This is a genomic window from Methylobacterium sp. 88A (assembly GCF_000376345.1).
In the GTDB taxonomy this organism is placed as follows: domain Bacteria; phylum Pseudomonadota; class Alphaproteobacteria; order Rhizobiales; family Beijerinckiaceae; genus Methylobacterium; species Methylobacterium bullatum.
Map to the genome: position 1 here is coordinate 2416859 of NZ_AQVT01000001.1, position 13147 is coordinate 2430005.

Below are 13147 nucleotides of genomic sequence, written 5' to 3' on the forward strand. Positions count from 1 at the left end.
CCCATGCTGACCCGTCGATCCCTCGCCGGAGCCCTCGCGCTCGCCCTCCTCGCCGTCCCGGCCGCTGCGCAGGATTGGAAGGCGGCCTATCCCGAGCTGACCCTGGCGGTGATTCCGGCCGAGAACGCGTCGGGCACCACCGATCGCTACGCGCCGATGACCGCCTACCTGTCGAAGACCCTCGGCGTCCCGGTGAAGCTGCGCATCGCCAACGACTACGCCGCCGTGATCGAGAGCCAGCGCGCCGGCAATGCCCAGCTCGCCTTCTACGGTCCCGCTTCCTTCGCCCGCGCGGTGATGACCGGCGTCAAGATCGAGCCCATCGTCAACCAGAAGCACGACACCGGCGCCTCGGGCTACTACTCGGTGATCTACGTGCGCGCCGACAGCCCTTACAAGACGATCGAAGACTTGAAGGGCAAGAACCTCGCCCTGGTCGACCCCAACTCCACCTCCGGCAACCAGGCGCCGCGCTTCTTCCTGCACAAGGCCGGCCACCCGGTCGACGCGCATTTCGGCAAGACCGTCTATGCCGGCAGCCACGAGAACGCCGTCCTCGCCCTCGTCCAGGGCACGGTGGAGGCGGCCGCCAACCTCTACAACACCGACACCGACACCATGGTCACCCGCATGGCCGCCAAGGGCATGCTCAAGAAGCCCGACGGCACGCCCCTGACGCAGGCCGATTTCCGTGTCGTGTTCAAGTCCGACTTCCTGCCCGAGGGGCCCTTCGCCATGCTGGCGAGCCTGCCCGACGACCTCAAGGCGAAGATCCGCGACGCCCTCGTGGCGATGCCGACGGCCGACAAGGCGGCGTTCGACCGGCTCTCGGACGGCAAGGACCAGGGCTTCACCGCCGTGACCCTGAAGGATTACCAGCCGATCATCGAGATGCTGAAGTTCAACGACGACCAGCGCCGCAAATCTTGACCGGACCTGTCCCGATCCACGCGGCACCGCCGGTCACGACCGATGCCTGAGCGGATCGCGCCCCTGCCCCCGCACCGGGCCTCCGCCCTGGCGGGGGCCTACGACGCGGCCGTCTCCGCGACCCGGCGCCGGACCTGGGCCGGCCTCGCCGTGATCGTCGTCCTCGCCGGGCTCGCCGCCCACGCCGCCGAGGTGCGTCCCCTGGTGCTCGCGGCCAATATCGGCCGGTTCACCGACTACATCGCCCAGATCCTGCCCCACCTGACCCTGGCGAACCTGCCGGGGGACCTCGCCGAATGGTACTGGGGCTGGCCGAAATGGCTGGCTCTCCTGGGCGAGACCCTATTGATGGCCTATCTCGGCACCCTGCTGGGGGCCATCGGCGGCGTCCTCCTGTGCTTTTCCGCCGCCGCCAACGTGACCGGCAGCCGGACGGCCTGTTTCCTGGTGCGGCGCGGGCTCGAATTCTGCCGCACGGTGCCCGAGATCGTGTTCGCGCTGCTCTTCGTCATCGCCTTCGGCCTCGGGCCGATGGTGGGCGTGCTGGCGCTGGCGATCCACACCACGGGGGCGCTGGGAAAACTGTTCTCCGAGGTCGTCGAGAACATCGACATGAAGCCGGTGGAGAGCCTCACCGCCGCCGGGGCGGGCCGGATCGAGACCCTGCGCTTCGCCGTGCTGCCGCAGGTGCTGTCGAACTTCGTCTCCTACGGGCTGCTGCGCTTCGAGATCAACGTGCGGGGCGCGGGCGTCATGGGCTTCGTCGGCGCCGGCGGCATCGGGCAGGAGCTCCTCGTGGCGATCCGCAACTTCTACTACGCCGATGTCAGCGCGATCCTGGTCCTGATCATCCTCACCGTGATGGCGATCGACCTCGGCACCGAGCGCTTGCGCCACCACCTTCTCGGGAGCCTGCGATGACCGGTCCCGACCTCGATCCGGCTGAGATCGCCGCCCTGCGCCGGCGCTTTCCCGACAGCTTCCGCCCGGCCTGGCGCGCCCGCCTTCTCGCGGGTCTCGCCCTCGCCGCCCTCGTCGCTGTGGCCGGCTACGCGCTGGTGCGCCTCGATTTCTCCGCCGCCCGCCTTCTCAATGGCCTCGGCCGCCTCGGCGAGTTCAGCCTCATGATGCTGCCGCCGGAGACCGGCGGGCGAGCCTGGGCCTTCCTTCAGGCGCTCGCCGAGACCCTCGGCATCGCCTTCATCGGGACGCTGACGGCGGCGATCCTGGCGTTTCCCGTGGCGTTCCTGGCCGCCCGCAACGTCGTGCCCAATCCCTTCGTGCATTTCACCGTCCGGCGCGGCCTCGACGTGGTGCGCTCCGTCGACGTGCTGATCTGGGCGCTGATCTGGATCAACGTGGTCGGGCTCGGCCCCTTCGCCGGTGCGCTCGCCATCGCCTGCGCGGATGTCGGGGCGCTCGGCAAACTGTTCTCGGAGGCGGTCGAGACCGTCGACGGCAAGGCCGGCGAGGGCATCTCCGCCTCCGGCGGCGCCGAATTGCATCGCATCCGCTTCGGCCTCATTCCGGCGGTGCTGCCGGTGCTCGGCAGTCAGGTGCTGTACTTCTTCGAGTCGAACACCCGCTCGGCCACCATCATCGGCATCGTCGGCGCGGGCGGCATCGGCCAGTACCTGACCGAGCTGATCCGCGTCCTCGAACTGCGCCAAGTGGCCTTCCTGATCCTGATGATCCTCATCACCGTGGCGATCATCGACGCCGTCTCCGGCCGCCTGCGCCGGGCCCTGATCGGCGGCGCGACGACCTGAGCGGGAAGGTCTGCCCGGCCCTCCCCGTCAGCCCGTCTGTCCGTCCCGCGAGACGGGGCCGATCCGCTCCGCCGCGAAGCGCGCGCGCAGCCAGGTCGCGGCGGGGCCGCAGGGCCGCTGCTTGTGCCAGACCAGTTCCAGGGCGATCGGCCAGTCGCCCGCGTCGAACTGCAGGTCCGGCGTGACGAGGTACGGCGCCGTGAGCGACGAGGCGATGACGTGGTCGGTGACGAAGGCCCAGCCGATCCCGTGCTTCACCAGCTCCAGGATCACCCAGTGGCTCTCCACCCACCACACCTCGGCGGCCACCCGCAGGCGGCGCTTCTCCGGCCCGTCGCTGCGCGCGGCGACCAGGATCTGGCGGTGCCGCTTCAGTTCCTCCCACTCCACCCGCGCTTTGGCGAGCGGGTGGTCGCGCCCGCAGACGAGCTTGAGCGGCACCCAGCCGATGGTCTGGAAGCCGAGTTCCGTGGGCAGCACCTCCTGGCGCCACATCACGCCGAGATCGGCGGCGCCGGACTGCACCATGCGGCTGACATCCTCCATCAGCGGGAAGAGCAGCTCCAGCTCGACGAAGGGAAAGTGCCGGGCGAAGTCGGCGAACAGGGCACCCAGCGCATGCTCGGGATAGAGCTCGTCGATGGCGACCACCAGCCGGTTCTCCACCCGCCGCTCCAGGCTGCTCGCCAGGCCGATCAGGTGCTCGCGCCGGTCGAGCACCACGCGCGCCTCCAGCAGCAGCCGTTCCCCCGCCGGGGTGAGCACCGGGTTCCGGCCCGCCCGGCTGAACAAGGCCACCCCGAGATCCGTCTCCAGGTTCGCGACCTGCGTGCTGACGGCCGACTGCGCCTTGCGCAGCACGCGGGCGGCACCCGAGAAGGACCCAGCCTCGGCCGCTGCCACGAAGGCCTGGAGCTGGTCCAGCGAGACCGCCATCTATCTGATCCTCAGATGCGTTCTAACTTGCCGGACGGGGTATGGCAGATAGAAAGCCACGAACCAACGAGGCTTTTCGAGACGAGACCATGCGCAGCACCCGTGACCGTATCCGCCACGCCCTCCTGTTCGAGCTGTTCGGGCTGGCCCTCATCGTCCCGTTCGGCACCGTGCTGTTCGGGCTGCACGCCTCCGACATGGGGGTGATCGGCATCGGCAGCGCCCTGATCGCGACGGCCTGGAACTACGTCTACAACCTCGGCTTCGACCGGGCGATGCAGCGTCTCGTTGGGCACACGCGCAAGAGCCTCCTCCTGCGGGTGGGGCACGCCGTGCTGTTCGAGGCGGGCCTGCTCATGATCCTGCTGCCGCCGATCGCCTGGTATCTCGGCATCGGCCTCGCGCAGGCCTTCTTCATGGATCTGGCGATCGCGGTCTTCTACGTGGCCTACGCCTTCGTCTTCAATTTGACCTACGACCGCGCCTTTCCCCTGCCGAACTGGGGCAAGGCCACAGCCGAGCCGTCCGCCTGAACCGCAGGCGAGCCGTTCCGCCGGCGGCTGGATTGCGGGTCCACGCGCCCGGTCGCCTGTGTCGACGATATCGTGGTCGCGCAGACGCCGATCACTCCACCACCAGCTCCACCCGGTCGGCCGCAAAGAGGCTGCGGGTGGCCTGGATGCGCTGGCCGTCGCCGTCCACGTTCACACTCGACAGGACGATCAGGCTGCGGCCGGGGGCGATGTCGAGGCGGGCCGCCTCCTCGGCGTCTGCGGGGCGGGCGCCGATCCGGGTCGAGAGTCGGGTGTAGTCGGCGACCCCGTAGCCCGCATAGGCGCGGGTGATCGACCCGCTGGCGGCGTAGGCCGCGTCGAAGCCGGAGAAGCGCGGCAGGGGCAGGCAGGTCCGGGCCGTCGAGATCGGGGCGCCGTCGGCCCGGTGCACGGTATGGAGTGCGAGGATCGGTGCGCCGGGGGCGATCCCCAGGGCCTCGGCCCAGCCCGCATCGGCGGGCACCGTCGCGGCCGCGATCAGGTCGCCCCAGGCCTCGCGGCCCGTGCGTGTGACGATCTCGGAGAATCGGGTCCGGGGCCCGATCGGATAGGGGATCGGGCCCTGCTCCACGAAGCTGCCCTTGCCCTGCGTGGTGCGCACCAGCCCGTCCTCGGCGAGCACGCCGAGCGCCCGGCGCACCGTGTGCCGGTTCACGCCGAAACGGGTGGCGAGCGCCGATTCGGCCGGCAGTCGCGCCCCGGCGGCGAGTGAACCGCTGCGGATCTCGCCCGCCAGCGCGTCCGCGATCTGCCGCCAGGCGGCGAGACCGCCCCCGCGCCGGAGCGCTGTCACGGGGCTGTCGCCCGCCTCATTCATGGATCGCTCGCATAGCCCGCCCGAAACTCCTTGCGCCTGATCATCCTCTTGTCTATACATCTAGACATGTCTGGAGACCGATCGATGCCGAGTGCCAGCCAAACACCACCTGAGCCGGGGATGCCAGACCCCGCAGCCCGCCGGCATGCGATGGAGCGGGCCGGCCAGGCCAGCCCGGCCGAGTTGCTGGCCGCCCTGGCACAGGCCGGAATCACGCCCGAGGCGGAGGATCTGCGCCCGGCGGAGACCGGCCTCGTGATGGTCCGGGGGCGGATCGGCGGCGACGGCCGGCCCTTCAACGCCGGCGAGGCCACGGTGACGAGAGCGGCGGTGCGGCTGCCCGGCGGCGAGACCGGCTTCGCCTATCATCTCGGGCGCGACCGGGATCGCGCCCGCCTCGCGGCCATCCTCGACGCGCACTGGCAACGCCCGGAGACGCGCCCGGTCCTCGATGCGGCCTTGGCCGTTATCGCCGCGCGCCGGGCGGAGGCGGCGCGGCAGGCCGCCCGCAAGGTGGCGGCGACCCGGGTGAACTTCTTCACCCTGGCGCGGGGAGAGGATTGATGGTGCATACCCTCGCTCCACAGCTCGCCCATGGCTTCGCCGATCCCGTCCATGACGGGCAGGCGGTGTTCCGCGCCGCGATGGAGGCCCTGAGCCGGCCCGGCCGCATCCGCCCCCTGGATACCGCCCTTACGCCACCTGCCCCGCTCACGACGGAACTCGCGGCCGTGGCGCTGGCGCTCATCGACGCCGACACGCCGGTCTGGCTCGACGCTCCGCTCCGGGCCGAACCGGCGGTGGCCGGCTTCCTGCGCTTCCACACCGGGGCGCCGATCGTCGCCTCCCCTGGGCAGGCCGCCTTCGCGCTGATCGCCGATCCCGCCCGTTGCCCGGCCTTTACGGATTTCGCGCAGGGGACCCCCGCCTACCCCGATGCCTCCGCCACCCTGATCCTCGCCGTCGAGACCCTGTCCGACGCGACGGGTCTCGCGTTTGCGGGGCCGGGCATCCGCGGCACCGTGCGCCTCGATGCCGGCCCCCTGCCAGCTGACTGGGCGTCGCGCTGGGCCGCGAACCATGCCGGCTTCCCGCTGGGCATCGACTGTCTCCTCGTCGCCCCCGGGCGCCTCGCCGGGCTCCCGCGCTCGGCCCGCCCCCTCACCCCGGAGGCATCCCCATGTACGTAGCGGTGAAGGGTGGCGAGGCCGCCATCGACAATGCCCACCGGCTGCTGGCCGAGGTCCGGCGCGGCGACCCGGCGGTGCCCGACCTCACCGTGGCGCAGATCCGCGAGCAGATGCGCCTCCTCGTCGACCGGGTGATGACCGAGGGGTCGCTCTACGATCCCGATCTCGCCGCGCTCGCCCTGAAACAGGCCCGCGGCGACGTGGTGGAAGCGGTGTTCCTGGTGCGGGCCTACCGCACCACGCTGCCGCGCTTCGGCGCCACGGAGGCCCTCGACACCGGCGCGATGACCCTGGCACGGCGCATCTCCGCCACCTTCAAGGACTTGCCCGGCGGCCAGGTGCTCGGCCCGACCTTCGACTACACCCACCGCCTCGTCGATTTCGCCCTGGCCGACGGCGCCGTCCCCGGACCCGCCGCCGAGGCCGAGCCGGAGGCGGATGCCGCCGCCTGCCCGCGGGTGACCGATCTTTTGGGGCAGGCGGGCCTGCTCGAACCCTCGCCGCCGGACGACGGCGCGCCCGTGGGCGATCTCACCCGCGAGCCGGTGGATTACCCCGCCGACCGCGCGGTGCGGCTCCAGGGGCTGGCGCGGGGCGACGAGGGTTTCATCCTGGCGCTGGGCTACTCGACCCAGCGCGGCTACGGCCGCACCCACCCCTTCGTCGGCGAGATCCGGGTCGGGTCCGTGGAGCTCGACTTCACGCCGGAGGAACTCGGCTTCCCCGTCAGCCTCGGCACGGTGGACATGACCGAGTGCCAGATGATCAACCAGTTCCACGGCCACGGGGCGGTGCCGCCGCAATTCACCCGCGGCTACGGCCTCGTCTTCGGCCAGGGCGAGCGCAAGGCCATGGCCATGGCGCTGGTGGACCGCTCCCTGCGGGCGGCCGAACTCGGCGAGGCCGTGGTGGTGCCGGCCCAGGACCAGGAATTCGTGCTGGCCCATTGCGACAGCCTGCAGGCGACGGGCTTCGTCGAGCACATGAAGCTGCCGCACTACGTCGACTTCCAGGCCGAACTGGAACTCGTCCGGCGCCTGCGCGCCGAGCACGCCGCCCGGACGGCCGAGCCGGACGAACCCACGCTGCGGGAGGCCGCCGAATGAATTCGCAGGTCCAAATCCAGGTCACGCCGTCGCTGGGCACCGGCTACAACTTCGCCTATCTCGACGAGGGCACGAAGCGGATGATCCGCCGGGCCATCCTCAAGGCCATCGCGATCCCCGGCTACCAGGTGCCCTTCGCCGCGCGCGAGATGCCGATGCCCTATGGCTGGGGCACGGGCGGGGTGCAGGTGACGGCCGCGATCCTGGGCGCGTCCGACGTGCTCAAGGTGATCGACCAGGGCGCCGACGACACCACCAACGCGGTTTCGATCCGCCGCTTCTTCACCGCCACCGCCGGGGTCGCCACCACGACGCGCACGGCCGAGGCCACGGTGATCCAGACCCGCCACCGCATCCCGGAAGCGCCGCTGGCCGAGGGGCAGGTTCTCGTCTACCAGGTGCCGATCCCCGAACCGCTGCGCTTCCTAGAACCGCGCGAGACCGAGACGCGCCAGCTCCACGCGCTGGCCGAATACGGCCTCATGCATGTGAAACTCTACGAGGACATCGCCCGCCACGGCCACATCGCCACCACCTACGCCTACCCGGTGGAGGTGGCCGGCCGCTACGTGATGGACCCCTCCCCGACCCCGAAATTCGACAACCCCAAGATGGACGATTGCCCCGCGCTCCAGCTCTTCGGCGCGGGCCGCGAGAAGCGCATCTACGCGATTCCCCCCTACACGCGGGTGCGCAGCCTCGATTTCGAGGACCATCCGTTCCGGGTCCAGAGCTTCGACCGCCCGTGCGCGCTCTGCGGGGCGGGAGACGTCTATCTCGACGAGGTCGTCCTCGACGATGCCGGCGGGCGGATGTTCGTCTGCTCGGACACCGACCATTGCGAGACCCGCCGCGCCGACGGCCATACGGGAGAGGCCGCGTGATCGAACCCCCGCTCCCCGAACCTTTGCTTAACGTCGACGGCCTGACCAAGCGCTACGGCCGGCGCCTCGCCTGCGACGGCATCGGCTTCACCCTCGATCCCGGCGAAGTGCTGGCGGTGGTCGGTGAATCGGGCTCCGGCAAGTCGACGCTGCTGTCACTCATCGCCGGCGAGGTCGCGGCCGATGCCGGAACGGTCTCCTACCGGATGCGGGACGGCGTGACGCGCGACCTCGCCGCGCTGAGCGTCGTCGACCGCCGCGCCCTGATGCGCACCGACTGGGGATTCGTGCGCCAGGACGCAACGCAGGGGCTGCGCATGGCGGTCTCGGCCGGCGGCAATGTCGGCGAGCGCCTGATGGGCGTCGGGGACCGCCATTACGGACGCATCCGCGCCACCGCCCTCGATTGGCTCTCCCGCGTGGAGATCGCCGCCGACCGGGTCGACGACCCGCCGACGCGCTTCTCCGGCGGCATGCGCCAGCGCCTGCAGATCGCCCGCAATCTCGTCACCGCGCCCCGCCTCGTGCTCATGGACGAGCCGACCTCGGGCCTCGACGTCTCGGTCCAGGCCCGCCTCCTCGACATGATCCGGGGGCTGGTGGCCGAGCTCGACCTCGCGGTGATCATCGTCACCCACGACCTCGCCGTGGCACGCCTGCTCTCGCACCGCGTCCTCGTCATGCGGGCTGGCCGGGTGATCGAGACCGGGCTGACCGACCAGGTCCTCGACGACCCCCAGGCCGCCTACACCCAGCTCCTCGTCTCCTCGGTGCTCGCCGCATGACGTCCCCCTTCATGACGTCCCTTCCGCCCCTCCTCGCCTTCGACGACGTGGCCAAGAGCTTCACCCTGCACCTGCGCGGGGGCGCCGTGCTGCCGGTGATCGCCGGCGCGACCCTCGCGGTTCATCCCGGCGAATGCGTCGTGCTCGGCGGCGCCTCGGGCGCAGGCAAGTCCTCCCTCCTCAAGATGGCCTATGGCAATTACCGCTGCGACGCGGGCGCGATCCGGGTCCGCGACGGAACCCGCGTCATCGACCTCGCCACGGCCGCGCCGCGCGAGATCCTGGGCCTGCGCCGCACGACGCTGGCCTACGTCTCGCAGTTCCTGCGGGTGATTCCCCGCGTCGGCGCCCGCGCCGTGGTGGAGGCCGCGGGAATCGAAGGGGGATTGGCGCCCGAGGCGGCCCGGTCCCGCGCGGCCGACCTGCTCGCCCGCCTCAACCTGCCCGAGCGCCTATGGGGGTTGCCGCCCGCGACCTTTTCGGGAGGTGAGCAGCAGCGGGTCAACATCGCGCGCGGTCTCATCGCCGACCGGCCCATCCTGCTCCTCGACGAGCCCACCGCCTCCCTCGATGCCGAGAACCGGGCCGTGGTGGTGGAGCTCATCGCCGAGAAGCGGGCGGCGGGCGCCGGCATCCTCGGCATCTTCCACGACGCGGATGTCCGCGAGGCGGTGGCGACGCGCATCGTCGACGTCGCCGCCTTCCGCGGGGCGATGGCCGCATGAACCGGATACAGGATCGGGAGCAGACAGGCATGACGGACCGGGTCGAGATCCTTGAGAACGCGCGCCTCGTTCTGCCCGACCGGGTCGAGACGGGCTGGCTCGCGGTTGTCGACGGGCGCATCGCCGAGGTCGGCACGGGACGTGCCCCCGAGCGCGGCCTCGACTGCGCCGGCGACACGATCATCCCGGGCCTGATCGAGCTCCACACCGACCATTTGGAGAGCCACTACGCCCCGCGCCCCGGCGTGCGCTGGCACCCCCTCGGGGCGGTGCTCGCCTACGACGCGCAGATCGCTGCATCCGGCATCACCACGGTGTTCGATTCGCTGCGCGCCGGCACCGACCCGGATGGCAGCGGCCTCGGCACCGAGCTCGAGCTCCTGGCCGCCGCCCTGGCGGAGGCGCGAGGGGCGGACCTGTTCCGGGCCGAGCACCGCACGCACCTGCGCTGCGAGATCCCCTCGACCGACGTGGTCGAGACCGTGCGCGCCTTCGCCGGGCGCTATGCCATCGGCCTCCTGTCGCTGATGGACCATACGCCGGGCCAGCGCCAGTTCCGGGATGTGGCCAAGTACTACGTCTATGCCGGGCGCGGTGGCCGCTCCCTGGAGGAGATCAAGCTCAGCACCGAGCGCAAGATGCGCGATGGCCACGCCCTCAATGCCGTCAACCGCCCGGCCCTCGTCGCCCTGGCGCGGGAGCTCGGCATTCCGCTCGCCAGCCACGACGACACCACTCTGGCCGACGTCGCCCTCTCCCGCGATGAATCGGTGGCGATCGCCGAGTTTCCCACCACCCTCGAGGCGGCGGAAGCCTCGCATGCGGCCGGCATCACCGTGATGATGGGGGCGCCCAACCTGATCCGGGGCGGCTCGCATTCGGGCAACGTCGCGGCCCAGACCCTGGCGGAGGCCGGCTATCTCAGCATTCTGTCCTCGGACTACGTGCCGGCGAGCCTGCTGATGGCGGCGTTCGGATTGCCCGAGCGCGTGCCCGGCATTGCCCTGCCGGACGCCATCGCCACGGTGACGGCCAACCCCGCGCGCGCCACCGGGCTGACCGATCGCGGCCGTCTGGAGCCGGCTCTCCGCGCGGACCTCGTCCGCGTCCGTCTCGCCCGGGGCGTGCCGGTGGTGCGTCAGGTCTGGCGCGCCGGCACGCGGGTGGTGTGATGCCCGGCGGCTTCGTTCTCGTCGTCGGCCCGAGCGGGGCCGGCAAGGACACCCTGCTGCGCCTGGCACGCGAGGCCCTCGCCCACGAGTCCCGCTTCGTGTTCCCGCGTCGCCTCGTGACCCGCGCGCCCTCGGCGCACGAGGACAATGTCGCGATCTCGGAGGAGGCGTTCACGGACGGAGCGGCCTCCGGCGCCTTCGCCCTGCATTGGCGTGCGCACGGCCTCGGCTACGCCATCCCGGGCGAGACTTTGGATCACGCGCGAGCCGGACGCGTGGTGGTCTGCAACGTCTCACGCCGTATCGTCCAGGCGGCCCGCCTCGCCCAGCCGAGCGTCAGCGTCGTGTCCGTCACGGCCTCGCCCGACATTCTCGCCCGCCGTCTCGCCGCGCGGGGCCGGCCGGAGGATGGGGATTTGCGCGCCCGCCTCGACCGCGTCGTTCCGATCGAGGCCGAATGCACGATCCGGAACGATACCGACCCGGACAGCGCGGCGGCCGAGCTCATCGCGCATCTGCGTGAGCGGGCGGCCTGAAGGTTCGACTCCGGCTCCCGGCTCGCACTCCATCGAGGCCCAGGTCCCGGGGCCGAGCCGGCGACGGAATGCCGTCGCTCTGCTTCGGCCGCCCCGCTTCATGCGAGAGGGGTTAGAGCCCATCCATTGGCCAAGAGGTGTACGAGCGATGGCAGTGATCGAAACGGTGGAGGGACTCGAGCGCATCTATGGGGAGTGGGGCGCCGTCGCTGACGCGTCCACCGCCAAGGTCGCGGACCACATCACCCCGCATTACCGGCGCTTCATCGAGGTCGCGCCCTTCGCGACCCTCGCCACCGCTGGTCCCGAAGGCCTGGACTGCTCTCCCCGTGGTGATCGTCCAGGGTTCGTCCGCGTCGCCGATCCCCGCACGCTTCTCTTACCCGATCGCCGGGGGAACAACCGGATCGACAGCCTCCGCAACGTCGTGCGCGATCCGAGGGTGGGGCTGATGTTTCTGATCCCCGGCATCGGCAACGCCCTGCGGGTGAATGGCCGAGCGGTCATCGACGACGATCGAACCCTGTGCGCGTCCTTCGCCGTCGATGGCAAAGCGCCCCGCACCGTGATGGTCATCACCGTTGGGGAGGTCTACTTCCAGTGTGCTCGCGCCCTCATCCGATCCGGCCTGTGGCAGCAGGCCAACCACGTAGACCCAAAGACACTGCCGTCGCCCGGGCAGATTCTGGCCGAACTGAGCCATGGTCGAGTCGGGGGCGAGGTCTACGATTCGACGTGGGCTGAAAAGGCCAAGCACACCATGTGGTGATCGAGGACAGGCGGGCGCAGGTCGTCAGCCACCGCCGCCGACCACCGACTCCACCGGGCCACGATCGCGCGACGCGTGCCGCGAGTCCGGTTCCACCCGGCGACGCCAGCGTCCCGGGGTCGTGCCCTGATCCTTGGCGAAGGCGCGGGTGAAGTGGCTTTGATCGGCGAAGCCGCAGGCGAGCGCGATGTCGGCGAGCGTCCGATCTCCCTTCCGCATCATGGTCTTGGCCTGGGCGATGCGCTCCCGCGTCAGCCAAGAATGGGGGGCGATGCCGGTGGATTGGCGAAAGGCGCGCGCGAAGTGGCTGACGGAGAGCCCGCAGGATTCCGAGACCGTCTGGAGGTGGATCGGCCGGGCGAGATCGGAGCGGATATGGTCCTGGGCGCGACGGAGCTGCCAGGGAGCCAGGCCGCCACGAACCGTCTCGGGCGCGGGCTGGAGCGACGTATAGGTCCCGAGCAGATGAGCCGCGACGGCGCGGGTCAACTGGCGGCGGATGACGTCGGCCCAGCGATCCTGCCGCGCCAGCGTTTCCCCGACACTGACGGCGAGGTTGTGCAGGGCGGGGTCCGCCAGGACCGCGCCGTAGGCCGGCACGAGTTCATCGAGGGGATCGGCGTCGAGGATGCCCAGATCCTCGGCCACCCGCTTCAGACGTCGACTGTCGAGCCCGATCAGGAGGGTTCGCTTCGGTGTTCGCACGATGCAGGTCTGGCGCAGATCATGGAGGATCGCCTCCCCCGCGCGCGGGACCATCGGGGGCTGGCCCCCCTCGACGACCTCCCGGTGCGGGGATCGCCCTTCCGTCTCGCCGAGCCGGACCTGGAGGATGAGTGCATCGTGCCGGTCGACCCGGAGGCCGCCGGCCATGCCGTCCCGCCAGCCGAGGACGATGGCGCCGTCCGACCAATCGTCGGGCCGGATTCTCGCCTGGCGGACGGAGTCATGGGACATGCCGCCGAACCGGACGT

At 70.9% G+C, this 13147-nt stretch carries 16 protein-coding genes; 13 read left to right on the top strand and 3 right to left on the bottom strand.

What is annotated here, in order from left to right; genetic code table 11:
* The first annotated feature begins 3 nt into the window (after nucleotides 1-3).
* The 3 genes from phnD to phnE (A3OM_RS0111550) are packed head-to-tail and all read left to right on the top strand — an operon-like array spanning nucleotide 4 to nucleotide 2699.
* On the top strand, nucleotides 4-930 hold the full coding sequence (gene phnD, locus A3OM_RS0111540; protein WP_018043914.1) for a phosphonate ABC transporter substrate-binding protein: 927 nt from the start codon (nucleotides 4-6) through the stop codon (nucleotides 928-930).
* A gap of 42 nt (nucleotides 931-972) precedes the next feature.
* The gene (gene phnE / locus A3OM_RS0111545) at nucleotides 973-1851 is read left to right on the top strand and encodes a phosphonate ABC transporter, permease protein PhnE (RefSeq protein WP_018043915.1); all 879 of its coding nucleotides are present in this window, start codon (nucleotides 973-975) and stop codon (nucleotides 1849-1851) included.
* The gene (phnE, locus tag A3OM_RS0111550; protein WP_018043916.1) at nucleotides 1848-2699 is read left to right on the top strand and encodes a phosphonate ABC transporter, permease protein PhnE; all 852 of its coding nucleotides are present in this window, start codon (nucleotides 1848-1850) and stop codon (nucleotides 2697-2699) included. The genes phnE (A3OM_RS0111545) and phnE (A3OM_RS0111550) overlap by 4 nt, the downstream gene beginning before the upstream one ends.
* 27 nt (nucleotides 2700-2726) lie before the next feature.
* On the opposite strand, the gene A3OM_RS0111555 is transcribed toward phnE (A3OM_RS0111550), so the two are convergent.
* Entirely contained in the window at nucleotides 2727-3635 is a 909-nt protein-coding gene (locus tag A3OM_RS0111555) for a LysR family transcriptional regulator (protein WP_018043917.1), read from the bottom strand.
* A gap of 89 nt (nucleotides 3636-3724) precedes the next feature.
* On the opposite strand from A3OM_RS0111555, the gene A3OM_RS0111560 reads away from it, so the two are divergent.
* Nucleotides 3725-4168, top strand: coding sequence for a PACE efflux transporter (locus A3OM_RS0111560; RefSeq protein ID WP_018043918.1), 444 nt, complete (start codon nucleotides 3725-3727; stop codon nucleotides 4166-4168).
* A 91-nt stretch (nucleotides 4169-4259) separates the two neighbouring features.
* Here the strand turns inward: A3OM_RS0111560 and phnF are convergent, their stop codons facing one another.
* On the bottom strand, nucleotides 4260-5006 hold the full coding sequence (gene phnF, locus A3OM_RS0111565; protein ID WP_018043919.1) for a phosphonate metabolism transcriptional regulator PhnF: 747 nt from the start codon (nucleotides 5004-5006) through the stop codon (nucleotides 4260-4262).
* 120 nt (nucleotides 5007-5126) lie between these two features.
* On the opposite strand from phnF, the gene phnG reads away from it, so the two are divergent.
* From phnG to A3OM_RS0111610, 9 genes are all read left to right on the top strand, one after another.
* Entirely contained in the window at nucleotides 5127-5570 is a 444-nt protein-coding gene (gene phnG / locus A3OM_RS0111570; protein WP_085984222.1) for a phosphonate C-P lyase system protein PhnG, read from the top strand.
* A complete protein-coding gene (phnH, locus tag A3OM_RS0111575) occupies nucleotides 5570-6196 on the top strand; it encodes a phosphonate C-P lyase system protein PhnH (RefSeq protein WP_018043921.1) in 627 nt (208 codons plus the stop codon). The genes phnG and phnH overlap by 1 nt, the downstream gene beginning before the upstream one ends.
* The gene (locus A3OM_RS0111580) at nucleotides 6187-7302 is read left to right on the top strand and encodes a carbon-phosphorus lyase complex subunit PhnI (protein WP_018043922.1); all 1116 of its coding nucleotides are present in this window, start codon (nucleotides 6187-6189) and stop codon (nucleotides 7300-7302) included. The genes phnH and A3OM_RS0111580 overlap by 10 nt, the downstream gene beginning before the upstream one ends.
* Nucleotides 7299-8186 carry an alpha-D-ribose 1-methylphosphonate 5-phosphate C-P-lyase PhnJ gene (locus A3OM_RS0111585; RefSeq protein ID WP_018043923.1) on the top strand — a complete coding sequence of 296 codons (888 nt, stop codon included), beginning with the start codon at nucleotides 7299-7301 and terminating at the stop codon, nucleotides 8184-8186. The genes A3OM_RS0111580 and A3OM_RS0111585 overlap by 4 nt, the downstream gene beginning before the upstream one ends.
* On the top strand, nucleotides 8183-8971 hold the full coding sequence (gene phnK, locus A3OM_RS0111590) for a phosphonate C-P lyase system protein PhnK (protein ID WP_018043924.1): 789 nt from the start codon (nucleotides 8183-8185) through the stop codon (nucleotides 8969-8971). The genes A3OM_RS0111585 and phnK overlap by 4 nt, the downstream gene beginning before the upstream one ends.
* A gap of 11 nt (nucleotides 8972-8982) precedes the next feature.
* A complete protein-coding gene (phnL, locus tag A3OM_RS0111595) occupies nucleotides 8983-9696 on the top strand; it encodes a phosphonate C-P lyase system protein PhnL (RefSeq protein ID WP_018043925.1) in 714 nt (237 codons plus the stop codon).
* A gap of 29 nt (nucleotides 9697-9725) precedes the next feature.
* The gene (locus A3OM_RS0111600; RefSeq protein ID WP_018043926.1) at nucleotides 9726-10868 is read left to right on the top strand and encodes an alpha-D-ribose 1-methylphosphonate 5-triphosphate diphosphatase; all 1143 of its coding nucleotides are present in this window, start codon (nucleotides 9726-9728) and stop codon (nucleotides 10866-10868) included.
* Nucleotides 10868-11404, top strand: a complete 537-nt coding sequence (gene phnN, locus A3OM_RS0111605) for a phosphonate metabolism protein/1,5-bisphosphokinase (PRPP-forming) PhnN (protein ID WP_018043927.1) — start codon at nucleotides 10868-10870, stop codon at nucleotides 11402-11404. The genes A3OM_RS0111600 and phnN overlap by 1 nt, the downstream gene beginning before the upstream one ends.
* A gap of 148 nt (nucleotides 11405-11552) precedes the next feature.
* A complete protein-coding gene (locus A3OM_RS0111610) occupies nucleotides 11553-12173 on the top strand; it encodes a pyridoxamine 5'-phosphate oxidase family protein (protein WP_018043928.1) in 621 nt (206 codons plus the stop codon).
* A gap of 24 nt (nucleotides 12174-12197) precedes the next feature.
* On the opposite strand, the gene A3OM_RS24770 is transcribed toward A3OM_RS0111610, so the two are convergent.
* Nucleotides 12198-13130: an AraC family transcriptional regulator gene (locus tag A3OM_RS24770; protein ID WP_245257786.1), complete on the bottom strand. Its 933-nt coding sequence runs from the start codon at nucleotides 13128-13130 to the stop codon at nucleotides 12198-12200.
* Between the last annotated feature and the right edge of the window lie 17 nt (nucleotides 13131-13147).